The organism is Agromyces sp. NPDC057865 (genome assembly GCF_042796995.1).
Lineage (GTDB): Bacteria > Actinomycetota > Actinomycetes > Actinomycetales > Microbacteriaceae > Agromyces.
This window is the reverse complement of the sequence record NZ_JBHVMJ010000002.1, coordinates 1-19,455: the sequence shown is the minus strand read 5'-3', so window position 1 is coordinate 19,455 and position 19,455 is coordinate 1. Positions and strand designations below refer to the sequence as shown.

Sequence of the window (19,455 nt, the reverse complement as noted above, 5' to 3'; positions counted from 1 at the left end):
GTCTGGTCTCTCTCCTGCGTCCTGCGGGCCGTGCGTCCGTGCGTGGGCTTGGTCGATTCTAGCGAGCACGGGGGTGGGCAGCCGTGTACATCTCCCGGAGTGTATCGGCTGTGACGAGCGTGTAGATCTGGGTCGTCGCGACCGACGAGTGGCCGAGCAGCTCCTGCACGACGCGCACGTCGGCGCCGCCCTCGAGCAGGTGCGTCGCAAACGAGTGCCGCAGGGTGTGCGGCGACACGGATGCCGCGAGCCCGGCATGTTCGGCCGCCCGGTGGATCACGTCCCACGCCGCCTGTCGCGACATCCGTCGCCCGCGCAGGCCGAGGAACAGCGCCGGCGTGGCCGGCCCCCTCGCCGACAGCGTCGGACGCGCCCGCACGAGGTACGCGTCGACGGCCCGACGCGCGTACGAGCCGAGCGGAACCACGCGCTGCTTGCCGCCCTTGCCGAAGAGGCGCACGACCTCGTCGTCGACGAGGTCATCGACGTTGAGCGACACCGCCTCGGACACGCGGGCCCCCGTCGCGTAGAGCAGCTCGAGCAGCGCCGCGTCGCGCTGCTGGTGCAGCTCCTCACCGCCCGCCGCGGCGATGAGCGCCTCGACGTCCTCGACGGGGATGGCCTTCGGCAGCCGCATCGGCAGCTTCGGCGGGCGCAGTTCCTTCGAGACATCCGTCGCGATCGCGCCTTCATCGGCCAGGAAGCGATGGACGCCGCGCACCGCCGAGAGCACGCGCGCGATCGACGACGTGGCGAGCGGCGGCTGCCGCTCGGCGCCGAGGAACCGCACGAAGTCGGCGAGGTCCTGCTCGCTCACCGCGCCCGGCCCGTCGAAGCCGTGCGCCGCAAGCCAGTCCGCGTAGATGGCGAGGTCGCGACGGTACGAGGTCACGGTGTTCCGGGCGAGGCCGCGCTCCACCGCGAGGTGCCGGAGGTATCCGGCGGTCCACGCGGCATCCGTCATCGCGGTGCGGGCTCCTCGCGCGGGGTGGAGCGTCCGGGCCACGCGGCGTCGGCGGCGGCGAGCCCGGCCCACCCTCGCGCGCGCGCGACCTGGGCGGCGAGCACGCCGATCACGAGCGTGGGGTTCTGCACGCGCCGCTCGAGCACGGCATCGACGCACGCGTCGAGGTCGAGCCAGCGCGTCTCCATGTGCGCCTCCTCCTCCTCGCGTGCGAAGGGCTCGTCCGTCGGCGTGAGCCCGCGCGCCAGGTAGATGCGGATCGCCTCGTCGCTGCTGCCCGGTGACGAGAAGAAGTCGGTGAGCACCGCCCAGTCGGATGCCGCGAGGTCCCCCTCCTCGGCCAGCTCGCGCTGCGCCGCGGCGAGCGGCTCCTCGCCGGGCACGTCGAGGAGTCCCGCGGGGATCTCCCAGTCGCGCGCGCGGATCGGATGCCGGTACTGGCAGATCAGGAACACGCGATCGTCGTCGTCGAGCGCGAGCACGGCGACCGCACCCGGGTGGTCGACGTACTCGCGCACGATCGTGCCCTCGCCGAGCTCGACCACGTCGCGTCGGAGGTCCCAGACGCGGCCCTCGTAGACCTGCTCGCTCGACTGCACCGGCAGCGCAGCCGGCTCGTCGGCGATCGGCGGGAGGCCGGCCGACCGATGGTCGGTCGACGGGAGGTCAGCCATTGGCCACATCGAACAGCAGGCTCGCCTGCTGCCGCTCGAGGGCCGCGCCCACGAGCCCGCGGAACAGCGGGTGCGCGTCGTTCGGGCGGCTGCGCAGCTCGGGGTGCGCCTGCGTGCCCACGTAGAACGGGTGCACCTCGCGCGGGAGCTCGACGAACTCGACGAGGTTGCGGTCGGGCGACAGGCCCGAGAACACCAGCCCGGCGTCGGCGATCCGGTCGCGGTAGCCGTTGTTCACCTCGTAGCGGTGGCGGTGACGCTCGCTCACGTCGGTGCTGCCGTAGAGCTCGGCCGCGATCGAGCCGTCGGCGAGCCGGGCCGGGTACAGGCCGAGGCGCATGGTGCCGCCGAGGTCGCCGCCGGCGATGATCTCGACCTGCTCCTCCATCGTCGCGATGACGGGGAACTCGGTGTCGGGGTCGAACTCGCTCGACGACGCGCCGTGCAGGCCGACGACGTTGCGCGAGTACTCGATGACCATGCACTGCAGGCCGAGGCAGAGTCCGAGGACGGGGATGCCGTTCTCTCGGGCGAAGTGAAGCGCACCGAGCTTGCCCTCGATGCCGCGCACGCCGAACCCGCCGGGCACGCAGATGCCGTCGAGGTGCGCGAGGTGCTTCTGCGCGCCCTCGGGCGTGCGGCACTCGTCGGACGGGATCCACTCGATGTTGACCTTGGTGTCGTTCGCGAACCCGCCGGCGCGCAGCGCCTCGGTGACCGAGAGGTACGCGTCGGGCAGGTCGATGTACTTGCCGACGAGGCCGATCGTGACCTCGTGCTTCGGGTCGTGCACGACGTCGAGCAGCTCGCGCCATCCGGACCAGTCGACGTCGGCGGCCTTGCCGTCGAGGCCGAGCGTCTCGATGATGTAGGCGTCGAGGCCCTGGTCGTGCAGCATCGTGGGGATGTCGTAGATCGACGGCACGTCGACCGCGTTCACGACGGCCGCCTCGTCGACGTCGCACATGAGGGCGATCTTGCGCTTGTTCGCGTCGGTCACGGGACGGTCGCTGCGGAGCACGAGCGCGTCGGGCTGGATGCCGATGGAGCGGAGGGCTGCGACCGAGTGCTGCGTGGGCTTGGTCTTCTGCTCCCCCGACGCGCCCATGAAGGGCACGAGCGAGACGTGCACGAAGAACACGTTCTTGCGACCGAGCTCGTGGCGCACCTGACGCGCCGACTCGATGAAAGGCTGCGACTCGATGTCGCCGACCGTGCCGCCGATCTCGGTGATGATCACGTCGGGCTTCGGCGTCTCGGTGGCCTGAAGTCGCATCCGGCGCTTGATCTCGTCGGTGATGTGCGGGATGACCTGCACGGTGTCGCCGAGGTACTCGCCGCGCCGCTCCTTGGCGATCACCGTCGAGTAGATCTGGCCGGTGGTCACGTTGGCGGCCTGGCTCAGGTTGATGTCGAGGAACCGCTCGTAGTGCCCGATGTCGAGGTCGGTCTCCGCGCCGTCGTCGGTCACGAAGACCTCGCCGTGCTGGAACGGGTTCATCGTTCCCGGGTCCACGTTGAGGTACGGGTCGAGCTTCTGCATGACCACCCTGAGGCCCCTGGCCGTCAGGAGGTTGCCGAGACTCGCCGCAGTGAGTCCCTTGCCCAACGAAGAAACGACACCACCAGTCACGAAGATGTGCTTGGTCGTGCCGTTCGAATTGTCTCTGCCGCGATCATCCACCACGGGCTTGTAGTCTAACCGACGATCCTGACCGTCTGCTCCGACATGCCCCACGCGGTCCCCCTTTTCCTCCTGCGGCATCCCCGTCCGCTCTTGTGCGCCGCCTCCGCCGTGGCGGTCGCGGCCTCCGTCAGGCCGCCCGATCCGCGGCGATCTCCAGCAGTTCGCGTGCGTGCGCGAGCCCGCTCTCGGAGTCGCTGAGGCCCGAGAGCAGCCGCGCCATCTCGGCCTCGCGCTCGGCGCCGGCCAGTTGCCGCACGCTCGACGACGTGACCTGCCCGTCGGTGCCCTTCACGACGCTGAGGTGGTTCGTGGCGAACGCCGCGACCTGCGCGAGGTGCGTGACGACGATGACCTGCGATCGCTCGGCGAGCCGGGCGAGCCGGCGGCCGATCTCGATGGCCGCCGCGCCGCCGACGCCCGCGTCGACCTCGTCGAAGACGAACGTGGGCACGGGATCGCTCCCCGCGATGACGACCTCGATGGCGAGCATCACCCGCGAGAGCTCGCCGCCCGAGGCGCCGCGGGACACCGGCCGCGGCTCGGTGCCCTGATGCGGCTGCAGCAGGATCGCGACCTGGTCGCGACCGTGCGCGGTGGGCTCGTGCTCGGCGTCGACGTCGACCGTGACGCGTGCGTCGGGCATCGCGAGTGCGCCGAGCTCGGCGGTCACCGCGTCGGCGAGGCGGGCCGCGGCCTCGGTGCGCAGCTCGGTGAGCCGGCCGGCGAGTCGGTCGACCTCGGCGGTGTGCCGGTCGACGGATGCCGCGAGCTCCTCGATGCGCTCGTCGTCGCCGTCGAGCTCGACCAGCCGCAGCCCGCCGTTGCGGCGGAACTCGAGCACGTCGTCGAGCGTGCCGCCGTGCCGGCGCACGAGCCCGGCGAGGAGGGCGCGTCGTTCCTGCACCACCTCGAGCTCGCGGGCGCTGTCGGCGTCGAGGCCGTCGAGATAGCCGGAAAGCTCGGTCGACGCGTCGGCCAGGATGAATCCGGCGGTCTGCAGCGCTTCGGCGATGGGCGCCAGCGCGGCGTCGTGCTCGACGACGCGTTCGAGATGCCGGCGGGCGCTGTCGACGAGCCCGATCGCGTCGGGTGCACCGTCGACGAGGTCTTCGGCTGACACCAGCCCGCGCGCCTGCGCCGCCGCGAGGCGGAGCTCCTCGAGGTTCGAGAGCCGGTCGGCGCGCTCGGCGAGCTCGACGTCCTCCCCGGGCTGCGGGTCGGCGGCCTCGACCTCGTCGAGGGCCTCGCGGAGTTCTTCGGCCTCGCGGGCCCGAGTGTCGTGCGCCTCGCGGAGCCGCTCGAGCTCGGCCGAGTCGGCACGCCAAGCGGTGAATGCCGCGCGGTACTCCGCGGCGGCCTCCTGCACCGGAGCGCCGGCGAAGCGGTCGAGCGCCTCGCGCTGGGCGACCGCGGAGCGCAGTCGCTGCTGGTCGGCCTGGCCGTGCACGACCACGAGCTCGTCACCCAGCTCGCCGAGCACGCCCACGGGCGCGCTGCGACCGCCCACGACGGCACGGCTGCGCCCCTCGGACGAGACGGATCGACCGAGCAGGAGCTCGCCCCCCTCGACGTCGCCGCCGGTCTCGCTCACGCGCTCGGCGATGGCGCCGTCGTCGGGCACGAGCCAGCGACCCTCGACCCACGCCTGCTTGGCGCCGGAGCGGACCGCCCCTGCATCCGCCCGTGCGCCGAGGAGCAGGCCGAGCGCGGTGACGACCATGGTCTTGCCGGTGCCGGTCTCACCCGTGACGGCGGTGAAGCCGGGGCCGAGGGGCAGCGTGGCCTCGGCGATGACGCCGAGGTCGCGGATGCCGAGCTCTTCGATCATGCGCGGCCCTCACTCACGGCCGACCGGCCCTCGCCAGCCCGTGACGGGCAGCTGGAACTTGTTGACGAGCCGGTCGGTGAACGGCGCCTCGTGGAGGCGCGCGAGCCGCACGGGCACCGACGACTTGCGCACGATCACGCGCGCGCCCGGCGGGAGGTCGAACGTCCGACGGCCGTCGCACCAGATCACGGCCGCGGCCTCGGTGCGCTGCAGGATCTCGACCGCGAGCGACGAGTCGGCGCCGACGACGAGGGGCCGGGCGAACAGGGCGTGGGCGCTCAGGGGGACCAGGAGCAGCGCCTCGAGGCTGGGCCACACGACGGGCCCGCCCGCCGAGAACGAGTACGCAGTGGAGCCCGTGGGCGTCGACATGACGATGCCGTCGCACCCGAACGACGAGAGCGGACGGCGGTCGACCTCGACCACGACCTCGAGCATGCGCTCGCGCTCGGCCTTCTCGACCGTCGCCTCGTTGAGCGCCCAGCTCTCGTAGACGACCTCTTCGCCGACCTTCGCGCGCACCGAGAGCGTCATGCGCTCCTCGACCGCGTAGTCGCGGGCGAGCGCGCGGGCGACGGTGTAGCCGAGGTCGTCGCGCTCGCTCTCGGCCAGGAAGCCGATGTGGCCGAGGTTGACGCCGAGGAGCGGGATCGGGTGCTCGCGCATGAGCTCGGCGGCGCGCAGGATCGTGCCGTCTCCGCCGAGGACGATGACGAGCTCGATGCGCGACGGGTCGACCTCCTCGAACCGCTTCACCGCCCCGTCGAGCTCGGGCACGAACGTGTGCACGTCGTCCCAGTGCTCGGCGGCGATGACGGGCACCGCGCCGGACGCGAGCAGCTGCGTGCACACCTGGCCGGTCGCCTCGAGGGCGTTCTGCCGGCCGGTGTGGGAGACCACGAGGAAGTGCCGTGCGTCGTTCACGCGTTCGCGCCTCCCGTCAGTTGGTCCACCCGACGCATCCATTCTGTCGGATTCGGAGGACGTTCCGTCGAACCCTTGTAAACACGGGGGTCTGCGGTCTCACTCCAGAGGCCATGCCACTTTTCGGTGGCACGTTGCCATCCGTCGAACTCGCCCGAAGAACAGGACTACCAAGCGAGAGGACACAAGATGGCGAACTACAGACAGCTTCCGAGCGGCAATGTACAGGCCCGCTTCAGCTACGAGGGCAGGAAGTACACGCTCACGGCACCGACCAAGCGTCAGGCTCAGATTGCCGTGGCGAAGCAGCTCGCGGACTTGGACCGCGGCACCTTCAAGGAGGACTCGGCAGGCAAGCAGCTCTTCGAGGACTGGGCCGAGGAGGTCATGCAGGCACGTGCATCTCGTCTCGCCCCGGGCACGATGGTCAACTACCGGACGTGGCTGAAGAAGCACATCAACCCGACCTTCGGGAGCATGCAGCTCCGGCACATCCGGAAGATCGACGTTGACCAGTGGTTCAGCAAGATGGACAAGACCACCCTCCGGAAGAACTGCCACATGGTGCTGAGCATGGTGCTCCGGGAGGCAGTGGACAACGAGCTGATCCAGACCAATCCGGCAAGCCGTGTCAAGGACGCGCGGAAGGACGTGAGTCCGAAGCGGCCTACTTTCACGAAGGCGGAATTCGACCGGATCTATGAGGAGGCCACGCCGGACTTCAAGGCGCTGCTCACGCTGCTCTTCTGGAGTGGCATGCGGATCGGTGAGGCGCTCGGATTGGATCGTCGCCACGTGGATTTCACCACCGGATGGATCGACATCGAGCAGCACTTCGCCAACGCACCGGGGGGCTGGAAGATGTTCCCCGGCACGAAACACTCGGACACCGGTCGCCGCGTGCATCTGCCAACGGATCGGCTCGGGCCGGTGTGGGCCTACGTGGACCGTCACCCGGCACTCAGCAGTGATCCCTTCTTCACGGGCAAGCTCGGACACCGGCTGTCGAAGCGTGCGGTGGACACTCAGTGGAGTGAGTGTCGGGAGCGCGCTGGTCTGCCCACGTTCCGCATCCACGACATCCGTCATCTGCATCTCACGCTCTACGCGCAGAGGGCCTCGCTGAAGGAGGTCATGGACCGTGCTGGCCAGAGGGACTACCGGTCGGTCCTCCGCTACCTCCACTCGGACGAGCAGCGTCAGATGGCGCTCACCCAGAGCCTCTCGGAGATGATGTCGTGAGGCCGACTGATTGGACTACCGCTTCGTGACAACGCCCAGATCCAGTCGGACCGCCTCTAAGAAGTCAGCCAGGCGGTCGCGGTATTCGGATTCCTCCACCGTTTCGTGACCGTCTTCGACCGATTCGCCAAATGTCAACAGGGCCGTGTAAGCCTCCGTGGCTGCGTCGAACGCTTCGTCGCTTGCGAAGATCCTGAGGCGTTCGAGTGCCTCGAAGGCGGGGAGGTGCCAGAGGTTTTCGAGGTCCGGTCCGCTGCCGTGTCCCGCATTGTGAACTGCTAGCGATGCCTTTCTTAGCTCGATGAAGAACTCGAAGTAATAGTCGCGCTGCATATCACTGATGCGGGTTCGATCCGCACGCTCCCATGCCTTTCGCTGGTCCTCCCTTTGAAGCTCTAGACGCTTGTCCTCGCGGTCCTCCCGCTTCCGCTCACGACGATTCGTCGCTGCATTCGTGATGAACACGATCGCCAACGCAACGGCATTACCGATGAGGGCGATCCAGAGCGCTTCCATGCTCCACAAGCTATCGTCAGTCGGTTGGCATGGCTCCATCCCTCTGGAGGATGTCGAGCTTCCGAATAGATCGATCCAGAGCACTTCCATGGCCACACGCTAGTGTCAGGCGTTCGGCTACGGTCAAGCTGTGGAGGAGGTCGAGCTAGTCGAACTGTCGCCCCGCAAGCGCGGAGAGCTTCCCCAATGGGCAGTGCGCCTCTTAGGGGTTGAGCTAGGGCGCATCGAGACCGTACGGCTGCGAGGAGCGCGCGTGACCTTCTACAGGGCGTTGGCAGTCATCCCCGGCAGTCGGGAGCTGGCGAATCTCGAACTGGACACGGACCGCGCGAGGCAGGTTCAGAAGCTGCTCCAGTTCCGTGACGATCCCCGGTCATTCAAACGGCACCTGACCTACTCGCAGCAGAGATTCTTGTTTGGGCCTGAAGATAACAAGAATCCCAAGTCGGGCTGACCAAGGATTCTTGTTTGAGATTGCTACTCCCCTACATCTCCATCGCCCGGTAGACGCTGGCCCGCGAGATCTTCAGGTGGTCCGCGATTCTCTGTGCGCCCCACTTCTGCGCCTTCAGCGCCTTTACGGCCTCGACGTTCTCAGGCTTCAGGGCCGTCTTACCCCGACCGGACTTCTCATTCTTCGCAGCTCGGGCTGCGCGTGCCTCTGCTGCCCGCTCGTTGATGTTCTCGCGCTCCCACTCAGCGATGGCAGCCATGATCGTGAGGACCAGCTTTCCTGTGATGCCCTCGAACTGTTCCCCGGGCTTCAGGCTCCGAATCTGAATTCCGCACTCGGTCAGCTCTTCGATGGTCTGGAGGATTCCGAGCGTGGTACGCCCGAAGCGGTCGAGAGAGGTCACGACGATTGAGTCTCCGCTGCGAGCGGCCCTGAGGAGAGCGCCGATGCCGTCACGGCTCATAGTCTTGCCGGTCTTCTTGTCAGAGTAGATCCGGTCAGCCGGGATGCCCACGGCTTCGAGAGCTGCAAGCTGCCGCTCGTGACTCTGCTGCACAGAGCTGACGCGCATATAGCCGTAGACGTAGGGGGTCGAGTTGATCGCTGTATCTGCCATGCCCCCATCGTCTCACGTCTGTAAAACGAACACAACAGATGAGACGAGACTCAGACTGTTTCAACTGCTGCGACCAGAACGCGGCTTGACACAGATTCGGTCGGGTCTCCCTGCGTCTCAACAAGCCTGCTACTGAGACGCGCCAGTGTTCTGCCGGTCTCCCGCCGACCGAACCGGAATACTTCAGGGGTGACCGACTGGCAACCACTATCTGTCCGCCGGGGCCTCAGAGCACCCATTGGGCTTAGCGAGGAGATCTCGCCTCAACTCACCCGCAGCCTTGCGTATTGGGTCGAATCGGCCTTCGGATACAGGTCAAGGGCCGGAACCAACGAGTCGCTGCTGCTCTCCATCGGTGTGATGGCGGGTATTGATCTGAACCGAAGTGCGACGCGAACCGAAATGTTGACCGATCTCGTGTCGCGAGCAGAGAGTGACGATGACGTGATGCTGGACGTGCTCGATGCACTCCTGCACAAAGGCAGGTATAACGAGTCGCCAGAGAACCTTCGCATGATCCTCATGGAAGGCAATTCGGCGTGGACAGTCAGTCACGACGGACAAGCGTTGGAACGGCGAGTCGATGCCACGGCGAGCAACGTCTTCGAACGCGCGCTAAGCGTTGAGGAAACCGCCAGTCTGGAGCTGGCCGAAGCCTGGACGAAGGTCTACGGCACTAACCCTGATGCATCCGACGCATGGGACCACGCAATCAAGGCGGTTGAGGAAGTGCTCATTCCGGTCGTGGTTCCCGCCAAGGCGAAGGCGAACCTCGGCTCCGTCGCGGGCGAACTAAAGGCACATCCAGACCGGTTCGTCCTCCGACTCTCACCGGAAGGGGCCACACAATCCAGCAGCACCCTCGAAGGGATGCTGAGGCTCATTTGGCCAAACCCGGACCGCCATGGGGCTGGCGAGCGCCGCACCCCAACCCTTGATGAAGCTGGGACGGTCGTCGGAATTGCAGTCCTCATTGTGCAGTGGGCGCGTGATGGGGTGGTACAGCGCGCCTAGGGTGAGAACGGGAAACCCCGCGGTGTCTTGGCAGATACAGACCGCGGGGCTTCTAGTCCTATGCTAGACGCTCCTCAACGTGCGCTACGAGGACGTTGCAACATTTCGGATCCGGATACTCGGAAGCTGAGAGTCTCGCATATGCGAACTGATCTCATGCCGAATTGCCCATTCCAGAATCCTGCGGAGTCCGGAGAACCCGATCGGTTCGGTTCGCTTCATCTCCGACCCGACTGAGGACCGCAGGACCGAGGACTGATCGATCGATTTCGACCCGGTGTGCACGAACTTCGATCGTGCGTCGTACGTTGCGAGGAGCCGTCGCCGCAGTACAGCCTCATCCATTGGGACGAAGTTCTCTATAGGGATGGATCGCCCTTCGCTCATCCCGGTGTATTCGCCGCCGCTCTCGGCGGTCATCGTGAGGCCCGGAGTGTAGTCGCGCACGCTGACACCCCAGAAGTCTGGCGTGAGCCTATCGATCACATAGCTAACAAACCTCTGGCGGAGTCGGGTGTGTTTGTCACTGAGAAGCTCATGTCTCATCCGGTCCGCCTGCTCCTGTGAAAGGGCCAGCTCTTCAAAGAATCCATCCCACCGCTCGGCATCGATAAAAGTGCTCCACGTCGCGGCCTCCGGCTCGAAGTGGCCAGAGAGCGTCTCTATCCCAGCGACAAGCAGCGTGTGGGCGGTGTGCAAGTCGATGTCGTAAAGCTGGGTTGCTGCGTAGTGGGATTCGATTGCGGAGACAATCGCTCCAGAGTGTTCGTCGGGCAGTCCGGCGAGATCCATCAATAGGCGCTCGAATGCGCTCTTGGGGTCCACTTCCGGGGGACCCAGCATTTCTCGATCCACGATCGTAGAGGGCAGAAACGTCATGATCGAGCTGCCTTCCATTTGCAGTGGAACCTCCGCGGAGGCCACTCGAACCCTGCGACGTGTGGCGAACGTTAGGACCGCGCCCAACTGACTCGCCAGCGTCTGATCTCCAAATGCATCGGACTCGCCGGTATCCATGAATGAGAGCACGGACATCGGCATCGGCAGACTGCCGAAGCTCTCGACCATCTTTTCGGCGCTGATTACTCGAACGAACGAGTCATCGAAATCCAGTGGCGCTGTTGCGATGAGACGGAAGTTAGCGCCATGTGTCTTGATGCTTCCAGGCTCCGCGACATCCAAGGTCGCAAGGCGAGCCAGCCAATCCAAGATCTCAGGCACCGTGGCTCCATCCTTCCCCAGCCTGCTCCCGCTGTGTACGGGCGCAGATGAACCCCGACGCGAAGCGGCACCTTGCGAGGGGGTCAAACATCAACAGCCTAGGGCGAGACCCCCGGGCAGCCGCGACTAGAGCTTTGATGCGGCCCGGGGGTCTCTGGAGAGGGTGGACGATGACTGATGCCCTCTCCGGCTCGTGCCCGGTTCCTACCGGATTGAAGAGGCCGTGCAGCCCCGGGCGCGAGACGACTGAAATCAGGTAGCGATCCTGACCGCCTCCCTCATGGCGACATCTGCCAGCACCTGAGCGGCGCTGGCGATGGTGGCAGCCTCACGGCGGTCAACTCGAACCCAACCACGCTGAAGGGCTTCCTGAGCCGTCAGGACGCTCTGAAGCGCGTCAAGAACGGGCGTGGACGGTTGTTCGGTGGACATGATCAGATCTCCCAGTCCGCAAGTTGTTCGAGCGCGACGCGCGCGGAGATGAGCGCTCGAAGCTGCGCTTGACTGCACCATGATTCGCCCTCATCGATGCCACGAAGAAGCCGCTGGAGCGCTTCCAGCGCGTCCTGAGCCAGCTTGGTGCTCTGGTTCATGCTGCGACCCTCTCTTCCAGCTCCTGAAGGCGCTCCAGCCGCTGGAGTACGCGCCCAAGCGTGTCGAGTGTGCAGACCACGTACATCTCGCCCGTGTCCCGCTGCTCGCGGTGCTGGATGAGGAATCCGAGCGACTTCCGGTCGGCTCTCGCCGCTTCTACCGCGCGGTCGAGTCCAACCGTGAGGTTGAGTGTCCTACGCGCCTGGACGGTGAGGGCAACGTCCGGGATCCCGCGGAGATCGCCAAGTTCATGAAATTCAGGATTCGCTTGGTACTGAGCGGCGGGCGGCGTGCGCCATGGTCGGCGGCGGGTCACGATTCGGAACTCCGCAGCGAGATACAGAGAGACCAACTCTCTGAACCGCTCCGTACGCGTTCGGTTGTCGCTGCCCATGGCTCAGTCTCCGGCGATGTGCTGAAGTGTGCTCGATGTCGTCGGAGCCGCCCCGAAGTCCTCTGTGACCTTGCGCCGGGCCGCCGCCCTGGCCTCAGGGTCCTGAAGGCTCCACGCAGCCTTGCGCGCGATCTCACGGGCTTCCGTCCACTCAACCGATCCCGGCACGAGAACAGGCTCTGCCTCGGGCCACGGCCCGATCCCGAAGACCACCCGACCCCAGCGGGCGACCTGTGCATCCGGATCGTCGGCAAGCGCGAGCCACGAGTTCCCTTCGCGGTCGATGGACTGCTCGATGATCGCATCCGTGATGGTCACCGTTTCGCCTCTGCGCGCCATGTATTCCCCGGCAAGCCACGAGTCCGAGATGCCGAACGAGTGCGGCTGCAGAAAGTGAATCTGATCTCCCGGCGAGACAGGGAGCTTGGTCTTCGTGTTGGTGGTCATGCTGCGATCTCCGATTTTCTTGAAATGGCTTCGAGCTGGTCGGCAACGTCTTCGAGGTCAGCGGCGCGGATCTCCGCGATGAGCGGCGCGGCCCCGATGGGGTGGGTTCGGGCGAACCGCCCAACCGCCTGCACGAGACTGCGGGCATCGGTAAGTGCTTCAAGAGCACTCGTGTCTTCGATTCCCAGCCGAGTCGCCAGCATGTCGAGCGCCCGCAGTTCGACGGCTGCGAGGCGGGTTGCTGTCGTGCGCTGATGGCTGGCCTGAGCTGCAAGCCGTTCGCGGCGCAGGTCGTCTGCGAGAGAGGAGACCCGAGTGCCGATGTCGGAGATCTCCACGTCTTCGACTTCGGCAGGCTCGGGAAGGTGCCGCACCTTGTGGCGATGGAGGCTCGAAGCGCTGAGATTGTGCAGTGTGGCGAGGGCTGTGACGGCCACGCCCATTTGCAGTGCCTGATCAACCTCCCGCCTGCGCGAGTAGTCGCATGTGCTGCACCGCCTTGGCATGATCGCTGCTCCCTTCCCCGCCGCTCAAACCGGGGGTCTCAGTACTACTATCGAGCGCCACCGCCCCAAGCTGATCGGAATCCCTGCACTTTCCTTGCCCAGCTCTCGACGGGCCATTTCATGAATCTCGGAGCGATGAAATCGGTATATCGAAGCCAGCCGGAGGGGGCTGCCTCATCGGTTCTCGATTCGAGTGGTGCCCCGCAGGCAGCCCCCCGAGGCGGTCCAGCGGCGACGCTTGGCCGTAGTGAATCCCTCCAGCTCTGCCCACAGCTCTGCCGCTTCTGCGCCCCCTGCTTGGAAGCTTCTGAGGATGTCACCCGGGGTCTGGCGGTCCGTGCGCCTGGACGGCTCCATAAGGCCCTTTGTGACGTACCGAACGCTCTCCGCGATATCCGCGCTCATTGCCGCATGCTGGCCCCGCGTACTGGCGCTCAGGGCTTCCGCGTGCGCGCTCTGGATCCAGTGCTGCGGCAGCTCGCTCACGAGTCGGCGCAGCTCCAAGGCATTTTCATGAAACAGAAGCCAATGGCTGTGCACGTGCCAACCGTGGTCAGCGGAGTGTGTTGTCTCTGTCGCTCGAAACCATCCAGCGGTGCGGCCAGTCAGCCAGCCGTTCCTGCTGAATCTGGAAATGGCTCGCTGATGATCGCTCCACGCCTGAGTGAGATCGTGACTGGATTCAAGAGAGCTGGTGAACTGCACCACGTCCGAGAACTGCCGGAGACGGGGAGCAATGCCGTCGCGTGTGGATGCCGCTACGCGGCGAGAGCACCATGGGCAGACCCGCCGCCGACACGGCATGCCTCTCTTGCAGAGTCGCAGAGCCTTGATCTTGGAGTTCTCATAGATGAACTGCCGAAGCTCTGGAGAGCGCTGAAGGCGTAGATTTTTACTTCTGTCATAGATATGAACGGGGTGCCGCTGGTCGCTGAGCGCGTCGCCAGTAGCCAATAGACTGGCCATGAGCTGAACCTCAGAAGAAGCCGCCCGATGATTTCGCAGTCGTGGGCGGTTTCTTCATGTGAAGAGATGAGAACAGCCACCACGGTGTGATGACTCCCGGCTCCGTACCGGGTCCTGTGTTCTTTGCTCTTCTTCGGCTCAGCGGCCTTAACCGGGTTTGCAGGCCCGGCAGCAACAGGATACTTCGCATTCGAGGCCCTCAGGCCTAAGCCAATTTCTTGATCTTCAGATTCCCGCCAACGAGCCTCTCTACCCGGGGAAAGAATCGTGCGGCGCGGCGTTCCAGGGCATGCCTACGCCCACTGCCAGTATCGCCACATGACCACGAACGGTGCCGACGTTCCGCCGAATGCGCACACCGAGGACTCAGCAGCCACCGCCCGAGCGGCGGATGACTCCATTGAAGTACCGGGCTGGGTCCGAGCCAGATACGAGTGGCTCGACTCAAATGAACATCGGAAGACGATGAGACGGATCGTCATCATGTTCGGTCTCGGGTTCTTCACACTCCTCGTAGTTGGGCTAGTAGTCGTCCTTCTCAACCAGGAGGACTCCCTGACAGTCGTGCTCCTTTGGCTCGCGCCGCTATTCCTCACCTTGTTGCTACTGGTGTTGGCAATGATTGCCTACTACACAACGAAGCGACGCGACTTCCGGATTCGAAGCCGCCTGGGCCTGCTGCGCCATGACCTTGAGGAATCGGAGAAGGCGTTAGCCGAAAACGATGAACAGCTGAGTCTCACGAATCTCTGGGCAGTCACACAGAAGCGGATCGAGTACTACCACCAGATCGCGACGACGCAGTCAGAATCCAGCTTCCGGAATGCGGCCATTGCCAGCGGAGTTGGCTTCCTGCTGCTCGTGGTCCTTGGTGTAGTCGGCATCCTTTTCGCGTCAAGCGTGGCCGCCTCAATCGCGATCGGCGCAATCGGAGCCTCGGGGGCCGCCATGGCGGGCTACCTAGGCGCAACCTTCATCCGGCAACAGGCCCAAGCCTCAACCCAGCTGAGTGAGTTCTTCGCTCAGCCAGTGGAGCTTCTTCGAATGCTCGGCGCAGAACGTCTAATCGAGACACTTCCCGAGGGGGAAAGGAGTAACGCGGTAGTCCTCGTCATCAAGGCAATGATGCGCCCAGACGCAATACGCCCCGTTACCACCGGGACGCAGGAAGCTGCTTCCAGTAGTCCGCGAAGTTCCGCTCGGCGTGGTGCTGGTCGACCGGCGTAAGCCGCTGAACCCGGAACCGCGTTCGGTCGAGGGTGCACCCGTCGTCGTGCCACTTTCATGCCACTTTTTCGTGGCACGAGGACTACTGTGATCCCAAGCGTGAGCGACCATTTTCAAGAAAATACTGGCCTCAACCAAGTTCCGACAGGTGGTGCATCCATTCTGTCGGATTCACGCCTCGGGTCGCGCTGAGGTGGGCGAGGTATTCGTGGTTGCCGTGGCTGCCGGCGATTGGGGAGGACAGGATGCCGACCGTGCCGAGGCCCAGGTCGAACGCCGCCCAGAGCACGTTCGCGACCGCCTCGGAGCGGAGTGACGCGTCGCGGACCACGCCCTCGCGCACGCCGCCGCGGCCCACCTCGAACTGCGGCTTCACGAGCAGCACGAAGTCCGCGTCATCCGTCGCCGTCGTGCGCAGGGCGGGCAGCACGGTCGTGAGCGAGATGAACGAGAGGTCGGCGGTGACCAGCGTCGGCGGCTCGTCGACGCCGGTGAGGCCCGCGAGCGTGGACCGATCGAGCGTGCGCACGTTGCAGCCCTCGACGAGCACGAGGCCCGGCGCACCGTGGAGTCCGGGAGCGAGCTGGCCGTGGCCGACGTCGACGGCGAGCACCGTGCGCGCGCCGCGCTCGAGCAGCACCTGCGTGAAGCCGCCCGTCGACGCGCCGGCGTCGAGCACGACGCGATCCGACGGGTCGACCCCGAAGCCGTCGAGCGCCGCGATGAGCTTGTGCGCGGCCCGGCTCACGTAGTGGTCGGATGCCGCGACGACGATCTCGCTCGCTTCCCCGACCTTCGCCGAGGGCTTCACGACCGCCGTGCCGTCGACCGTCACGACGCCCGCGGCGATGAGCGTCGCGGCGTGCGTGCGGGACCGGGCGAGTCCGCGCGCAGCGAGGGCCGCGTCGAGTCGCTGCTCGGTCATCGCCCGTTCGTGCCGCGGGCCGGATCGGACTCCTCGAGCTGCATTCGGAGCTGCTCGGCCAGCTGCAGGTAGCCCGGAGCGCGCTCCGCGAGCGGCTGCGACTCGAGCTCGTCGAGGGCGGCCCGCAGCTCATCGGATGCCGCGCCGGCACGCTCGTCGTCGACGCTCGGCCCCGCGGCATCCGTCGCCACCGCGTCGCCGGGCTCGGGCTCCGCAGCAGCCTCGGGATCGCGGGTGTCGTCGTCAGTGCTCACCCGACCAACGCTACCCCGAGCCGCCGACCCGGGCGTCGTTCCGCTCGCTCGCGCAGGAGGCGCGTTCAGCGATAGAGACTCGCCGGCACGTCGAGCGCGTGGATCTTCGTGCCCGACTGCCAGATGGCCGCGCACGCGGCGCGCAGCAGGTCGAGCCCGCCGTCGCCGTCGGACACGATCACGACCCGGCGCCCGTCGACGCGCACGCGCGCCTTCCCGACGCGCACCGCACCGTCGCGCACGGTCTCGACGACCGGGTACGGCTCGTGCAGCCCCCGCAGGTCGCCGAGGATGAAGTCGGGGCGGCTCGCGGCATCCGCGGCGAGCACTTGCTTCGCCCGGTCGATGCCGGTGAGCACGACGGCGCTGGCCATGCCCGCGCGGTTCGCACCGAGGATGTCGGTGTCGAGGCGGTCGCCGACCACGAGCGGACGCTCGGCGCCGAAGCGGCGTTTCGCCTCCTCGAAGATCGGCGTCTCGGGCTTGCCGGCGACGACCGGGAACCGTCCGACCGCGGTGTGCACCGCGGAGACGAGCGTGCCGTTGCCGGGCGCGATGCCGCGGGCGACGGGGATCGTCCAGTCCATGTTCGTCGCGATCCAGGGGATGCCGGACTCTTCCGAGTCCGGTCCGCCGTGCGCGTTGAGCGCGAAGGAGGCCTCGGCGAGCTCGCGCCAGCCGACGTCGGGCGCGAAGCCCTGCACGACCGCCGCGGGGCTGTCGTCGGCCGACCGCGTGACCCGGAACCCACGCTTCTCGAGCTCGGTCACGATGCCCTCGCCGCCCACGACGAAGACCAGCGCGCCGGGCTCGACGCGCTCCTCGAGCAGACGCATCGCCGCCTGCGGCGACGTCACGACGTCGTCGGGCACGACGTCGAGGCCGAGCTCGGCCAGGTGCTGCGCCACCGAGGCGTCGCTGCGCGACGCGTTGTTCGTGATGTAGCCGACGGCGCGCTCGCGCTTGGTGCGGTTGAGGCTGTCGACGGCGAACGGGATCGACCCCGCACCCGCGTACACGACGCCGTCGAGGTCCGCGAACACCGCGTCGATCCCCTCGAGCGGCGTCGTCGCCTCAGTCCTCGCTCGGAACAGGCCCACGGGCGCCGTCCTCGTCGGTGTCGTCGGCCTGCGCTGCTTCGGGTTCGTCGGCGTCGTCGAGCGCCTCGCCGCGCTCGAGCGCCTCGCCCTCGGCGAGCACCGCGGCGACGTCCTCCTCGAGCACGGCGCCGAAGTCCTCGGGCAGGTCGTCGTGCTCGGCGTCGTCCGAGTCGGATGCCGCGTCGTCGGCGTCCGATGCGTCGGATGCCTCGGCCGGCTCGACGTCCGCCTCCGACTCGCCCGCTTCCGCGTCAGTCGCCGCCGGCTCCTGGACCTCGTCCGCGTCATCCTCGAGCTCGACCTCGAAGATCTCCACGAGCTCGGACTCCGTCGGCGGGTTCAGCACCTCGTCGGCGCGGTCGGCGCGCGCACGCCATGCGGCGGCCTCGGGACCGCGACCGAGCTCCTCGAGCACCTCGGCGTAGGCCGAGAAGAGCGCGGGGCTGTACGAGAACGCGCGATCGGGGTCGAGCTGCGGGATCTCGAGCTCCGCAAGCGCGAGCTCGGGCTGCTCGAGATCGAGGCGCGCGCCGGACATGGCGATCGCCAGACCGACCTGCACGGCGGCCGGAAGCTCCGCACGGTCGACCGAGCGGCCGACCTCGAGCGCCCGGTCGGGGCGTCCGACGCCGCGCTCACTGTCCACCATGAGTGGCAGCTGGTCGTTGCTCCCCGAGATGCGTCGGAACGTGCGCAGTTCTCGCAGTGCGAGGGCGAAGTCGCCGGTCGCGTAGGCCGTGATCGCGAGGGTCTCGCGTACGACGGCGATGCGGCCGCCGCGGCGGGCCGCCGAGAGGGCGTGCTGGTGGGCGAGCTCCGGGTCGCTGTCGAGATACTCGGATGCCGCGACCATGTGCCGCGCGACCCAGTCGGCGTTGTCCTTGCTCAGCGTCTTCAGCTCGGCGCGAGCGCCCTTGTCGAGCTGCCGCGCCTCGATGCGGTCGGGCAGGATCGGGTCGTCGTGCCGCGGCCGGATCGCGCGATCGGCGGCTCCGTGCGTCTCGCGCGGGCCGTCGTGATGACCGCCTCGCGTGTCGGGACGGTCTCCACGTCGATCGTCGGTGCGGCGGCCGGCGCCGGCGCGCTCACCGTAGGGACGCTTCTGGTCCCGGTCACCATACGGACGCTTCTGGTCCCGGTCACCATACGGACGCTTCGCGTCACGGTCACCATACGGACGCTTCGCGTCACGGTCACCATACGGACGCTTCTGGTCCCGGTCACCGTAGGGAAGCTTCGCGTCACGGTCACCGTACGGGCGCTTCTGGTCCCGGTCACCGTAGGGAAGCTTCGCGTCACGGTCACCGTACGGACGCTTCTGGTCCCGGTCACCATACGGACGCTTCTGGTCCCGGTCACCATACGGACGCTTCTGGTCCCGGTCACCATACGGACGCTTCTGGTCCCGGTCACCATACGGACGCTTCTGGTCCCGGTCACCATACGGACGCTTCTGATCGCGGTCACCGTACGATCGCTTGCCCTCCCGGTCGCCGGACGGCTTGCCGCCGCGGTCGCCGTACGGGCGACGCTCGCCGTCGCGCTGCGATCCTCCACGAGTGCCCTGGCCGGACCGTGTGCTCGAGGAGCCGCGGTCGCTCCGTTGCGTCCGCTCACCGCCCCGATCGTTCCGTGCGGGACGCTCCTGGTCCCCCGAGTCCTGCCTCGAATCGCTCACGATTGTCCTGTCGTGTGTGGAGTCCTCATCGGGACTCAACCGTACTCCGGCCTGCACTACGGCGGCCCGTTAACGAGAAATGGCCACCCGCCAACGCTCCCAATTGAACGCTGTGGGTGGCCACTCCTCAATGAATGTCCGGCGGTGTCCTACTCTCCCACAGGGTCGCCCCTGCAGTACCATCGGCGCTGCGAGTCTTAGCTTCCGGGTTCGGAATGTGTCCG

21 protein-coding genes and 1 rRNA gene are annotated in these 19,455 nt (G+C 66.8%); 4 read left to right on the top strand and 18 right to left on the bottom strand.

Annotated features, from left to right (window positions below; translation table 11 throughout):
• Window positions 1-58 precede the first annotated feature (58 nt).
• Genes xerD through ACFVN5_RS07645 form a run of 5 tightly spaced genes read right to left on the bottom strand, consistent with a single transcriptional unit; the run spans window position 59 to window position 6,119 of the window.
• Entirely contained in the window at window positions 59-964 is a 906-nt protein-coding gene (xerD, locus tag ACFVN5_RS07665; RefSeq protein WP_376954369.1) for a site-specific tyrosine recombinase XerD, read from the bottom strand.
• Window positions 961-1,638, bottom strand: coding sequence for an NUDIX domain-containing protein (locus tag ACFVN5_RS07660; RefSeq protein ID WP_376954368.1), 678 nt, complete (start codon window positions 1,636-1,638; stop codon window positions 961-963). Before ACFVN5_RS07660 ends, xerD begins: the two co-directional genes overlap by 4 nt.
• Entirely contained in the window at window positions 1,631-3,403 is a 1,773-nt protein-coding gene (locus ACFVN5_RS07655) for a CTP synthase (protein WP_376954366.1), read from the bottom strand. Before ACFVN5_RS07655 ends, ACFVN5_RS07660 begins: the two co-directional genes overlap by 8 nt.
• 49 nt (window positions 3,404-3,452) lie before the next feature.
• Entirely contained in the window at window positions 3,453-5,153 is a 1,701-nt protein-coding gene (gene recN / locus ACFVN5_RS07650; protein WP_376954364.1) for a DNA repair protein RecN, read from the bottom strand.
• A gap of 9 nt (window positions 5,154-5,162) precedes the next feature.
• Window positions 5,163-6,119, bottom strand: a complete 957-nt coding sequence (locus tag ACFVN5_RS07645; RefSeq protein WP_376954362.1) for an NAD kinase — start codon at window positions 6,117-6,119, stop codon at window positions 5,163-5,165.
• Window positions 6,120-6,266: 147 nt separating this feature from the next.
• Here ACFVN5_RS07645 and ACFVN5_RS07640 point away from each other — a divergent pair, with 147 nt between their 5' ends.
• The gene (locus tag ACFVN5_RS07640; RefSeq protein ID WP_376954361.1) at window positions 6,267-7,319 is read left to right on the top strand and encodes a tyrosine-type recombinase/integrase; all 1,053 of its coding nucleotides are present in this window, start codon (window positions 6,267-6,269) and stop codon (window positions 7,317-7,319) included.
• 15 nt (window positions 7,320-7,334) lie between these two features.
• Here ACFVN5_RS07640 and ACFVN5_RS07635 read toward each other — a convergent pair whose 3' ends face one another.
• Complete coding sequence (locus ACFVN5_RS07635) at window positions 7,335-7,835, bottom strand: hypothetical protein (protein ID WP_376954360.1); 501 nt, start codon at window positions 7,833-7,835, stop codon at window positions 7,335-7,337.
• A 253-nt stretch (window positions 7,836-8,088) separates the two neighbouring features.
• On the opposite strand from ACFVN5_RS07635, the gene ACFVN5_RS07630 reads away from it, so the two are divergent.
• Complete coding sequence (locus ACFVN5_RS07630; protein WP_376954359.1) at window positions 8,089-8,289, top strand: hypothetical protein; 201 nt, start codon at window positions 8,089-8,091, stop codon at window positions 8,287-8,289.
• A gap of 31 nt (window positions 8,290-8,320) precedes the next feature.
• On the opposite strand, the gene ACFVN5_RS07625 is transcribed toward ACFVN5_RS07630, so the two are convergent.
• Window positions 8,321-8,905: a recombinase family protein gene (locus ACFVN5_RS07625; protein WP_376954358.1), complete on the bottom strand. Its 585-nt coding sequence runs from the start codon at window positions 8,903-8,905 to the stop codon at window positions 8,321-8,323.
• A 189-nt stretch (window positions 8,906-9,094) separates the two neighbouring features.
• Here ACFVN5_RS07625 and ACFVN5_RS07620 point away from each other — a divergent pair, with 189 nt between their 5' ends.
• On the top strand, window positions 9,095-9,919 hold the full coding sequence (locus ACFVN5_RS07620; RefSeq protein ID WP_376954356.1) for a hypothetical protein: 825 nt from the start codon (window positions 9,095-9,097) through the stop codon (window positions 9,917-9,919).
• Between the two features lie 84 nt (window positions 9,920-10,003).
• Here the strand turns inward: ACFVN5_RS07620 and ACFVN5_RS07615 are convergent, their stop codons facing one another.
• The 6 genes from ACFVN5_RS07615 to ACFVN5_RS07590 all read right to left on the bottom strand — a co-directional run bounded on the left by ACFVN5_RS07615 (window position 10,004) and on the right by ACFVN5_RS07590 (window position 13,885).
• Window positions 10,004-11,140: a hypothetical protein gene (locus ACFVN5_RS07615; RefSeq protein ID WP_376954355.1), complete on the bottom strand. Its 1,137-nt coding sequence runs from the start codon at window positions 11,138-11,140 to the stop codon at window positions 10,004-10,006.
• A 434-nt stretch (window positions 11,141-11,574) separates the two neighbouring features.
• Window positions 11,575-11,733: a hypothetical protein gene (locus ACFVN5_RS07610; protein ID WP_376954353.1), complete on the bottom strand. Its 159-nt coding sequence runs from the start codon at window positions 11,731-11,733 to the stop codon at window positions 11,575-11,577.
• Window positions 11,730-12,128, bottom strand: coding sequence for a hypothetical protein (locus tag ACFVN5_RS07605; RefSeq protein ID WP_376954351.1), 399 nt, complete (start codon window positions 12,126-12,128; stop codon window positions 11,730-11,732). The genes ACFVN5_RS07610 and ACFVN5_RS07605 overlap by 4 nt, the downstream gene beginning before the upstream one ends.
• 3 nt (window positions 12,129-12,131) lie before the next feature.
• On the bottom strand, window positions 12,132-12,575 hold the full coding sequence (locus tag ACFVN5_RS07600; RefSeq protein ID WP_376954349.1) for a hypothetical protein: 444 nt from the start codon (window positions 12,573-12,575) through the stop codon (window positions 12,132-12,134).
• Window positions 12,572-13,018, bottom strand: a complete 447-nt coding sequence (locus ACFVN5_RS07595; RefSeq protein WP_376954348.1) for a hypothetical protein — start codon at window positions 13,016-13,018, stop codon at window positions 12,572-12,574. Before ACFVN5_RS07595 ends, ACFVN5_RS07600 begins: the two co-directional genes overlap by 4 nt.
• A 237-nt stretch (window positions 13,019-13,255) precedes the next feature.
• Window positions 13,256-13,885, bottom strand: a complete 630-nt coding sequence (locus ACFVN5_RS07590) for a protein rep (RefSeq protein WP_376955623.1) — start codon at window positions 13,883-13,885, stop codon at window positions 13,256-13,258.
• 480 nt (window positions 13,886-14,365) lie between these two features.
• Between ACFVN5_RS07590 and ACFVN5_RS07585 the strand changes: the two genes are divergently transcribed.
• Complete coding sequence (locus tag ACFVN5_RS07585) at window positions 14,366-15,274, top strand: hypothetical protein (protein WP_376954347.1); 909 nt, start codon at window positions 14,366-14,368, stop codon at window positions 15,272-15,274.
• 130 nt (window positions 15,275-15,404) lie between these two features.
• Here the strand turns inward: ACFVN5_RS07585 and ACFVN5_RS07580 are convergent, their stop codons facing one another.
• The 5 genes from ACFVN5_RS07580 to rrf form a co-directional block, all read right to left on the bottom strand.
• Window positions 15,405-16,199 (bottom strand): TlyA family RNA methyltransferase, encoded by a 795-nt coding sequence (locus tag ACFVN5_RS07580; RefSeq protein ID WP_376954346.1) that lies wholly within the window; start codon window positions 16,197-16,199, stop codon window positions 15,405-15,407.
• On the bottom strand, window positions 16,196-16,453 hold the full coding sequence (locus ACFVN5_RS07575; protein ID WP_376954345.1) for a hypothetical protein: 258 nt from the start codon (window positions 16,451-16,453) through the stop codon (window positions 16,196-16,198). The genes ACFVN5_RS07580 and ACFVN5_RS07575 overlap by 4 nt, the downstream gene beginning before the upstream one ends.
• Before the next feature lie 65 nt (window positions 16,454-16,518).
• On the bottom strand, window positions 16,519-17,553 hold the full coding sequence (locus ACFVN5_RS07570; protein ID WP_376954344.1) for an HAD-IIA family hydrolase: 1,035 nt from the start codon (window positions 17,551-17,553) through the stop codon (window positions 16,519-16,521).
• Window positions 17,528-19,231, bottom strand: a complete 1,704-nt coding sequence (locus tag ACFVN5_RS07565; protein ID WP_376954343.1) for a primosomal protein — start codon at window positions 19,229-19,231, stop codon at window positions 17,528-17,530. Before ACFVN5_RS07565 ends, ACFVN5_RS07570 begins: the two co-directional genes overlap by 26 nt.
• Before the next feature lie 136 nt (window positions 19,232-19,367).
• Window positions 19,368-19,455 (bottom strand): 5S ribosomal RNA (rrf, locus tag ACFVN5_RS07560); the annotation flags it as partial.

What these genes read in the sequence shown, in the direction of transcription:
- xerD (WP_376954369.1), bottom strand. Translation starts at nt 964, where the DNA reads ATGACGGATGCCGCGTGGACCGCCGGATACCTCCGGCACCTCGCGGTG.
- ACFVN5_RS07660 (WP_376954368.1), bottom strand. Translation starts at nt 1,638, where the DNA reads ATGGCTGACCTCCCGTCGACCGACCATCGGTCGGCCGGCCTCCCGCCG.
- ACFVN5_RS07655 (WP_376954366.1), bottom strand. Translation starts at nt 3,403, where the DNA reads ATGCCGCAGGAGGAAAAGGGGGACCGCGTGGGGCATGTCGGAGCAGAC.
- recN (WP_376954364.1), bottom strand. Translation starts at nt 5,153, where the DNA reads ATGATCGAAGAGCTCGGCATCCGCGACCTCGGCGTCATCGCCGAGGCC.
- ACFVN5_RS07645 (WP_376954362.1), bottom strand. Translation starts at nt 6,119, where the DNA reads ATGGATGCGTCGGGTGGACCAACTGACGGGAGGCGCGAACGCGTGAAC.
- ACFVN5_RS07640 (WP_376954361.1), top strand. Translation starts at nt 6,267, where the DNA reads ATGGCGAACTACAGACAGCTTCCGAGCGGCAATGTACAGGCCCGCTTC.
- ACFVN5_RS07635 (WP_376954360.1), bottom strand. Translation starts at nt 7,835, where the DNA reads ATGGAAGCGCTCTGGATCGCCCTCATCGGTAATGCCGTTGCGTTGGCG.
- ACFVN5_RS07625 (WP_376954358.1), bottom strand. Translation starts at nt 8,905, where the DNA reads ATGGCAGATACAGCGATCAACTCGACCCCCTACGTCTACGGCTATATG.
- ACFVN5_RS07610 (WP_376954353.1), bottom strand. Translation starts at nt 11,733, where the DNA reads ATGAACCAGAGCACCAAGCTGGCTCAGGACGCGCTGGAAGCGCTCCAG.
- ACFVN5_RS07605 (WP_376954351.1), bottom strand. Translation starts at nt 12,128, where the DNA reads ATGGGCAGCGACAACCGAACGCGTACGGAGCGGTTCAGAGAGTTGGTC.
- ACFVN5_RS07600 (WP_376954349.1), bottom strand. Translation starts at nt 12,575, where the DNA reads ATGACCACCAACACGAAGACCAAGCTCCCTGTCTCGCCGGGAGATCAG.
- ACFVN5_RS07595 (WP_376954348.1), bottom strand. Translation starts at nt 13,018, where the DNA reads ATGGGCGTGGCCGTCACAGCCCTCGCCACACTGCACAATCTCAGCGCT.
- ACFVN5_RS07590 (WP_376955623.1), bottom strand. Translation starts at nt 13,885, where the DNA reads ATGCCGTGTCGGCGGCGGGTCTGCCCATGGTGCTCTCGCCGCGTAGCG.
- ACFVN5_RS07585 (WP_376954347.1), top strand. Translation starts at nt 14,366, where the DNA reads ATGACCACGAACGGTGCCGACGTTCCGCCGAATGCGCACACCGAGGAC.
- ACFVN5_RS07580 (WP_376954346.1), bottom strand. Translation starts at nt 16,199, where the DNA reads ATGACCGAGCAGCGACTCGACGCGGCCCTCGCTGCGCGCGGACTCGCC.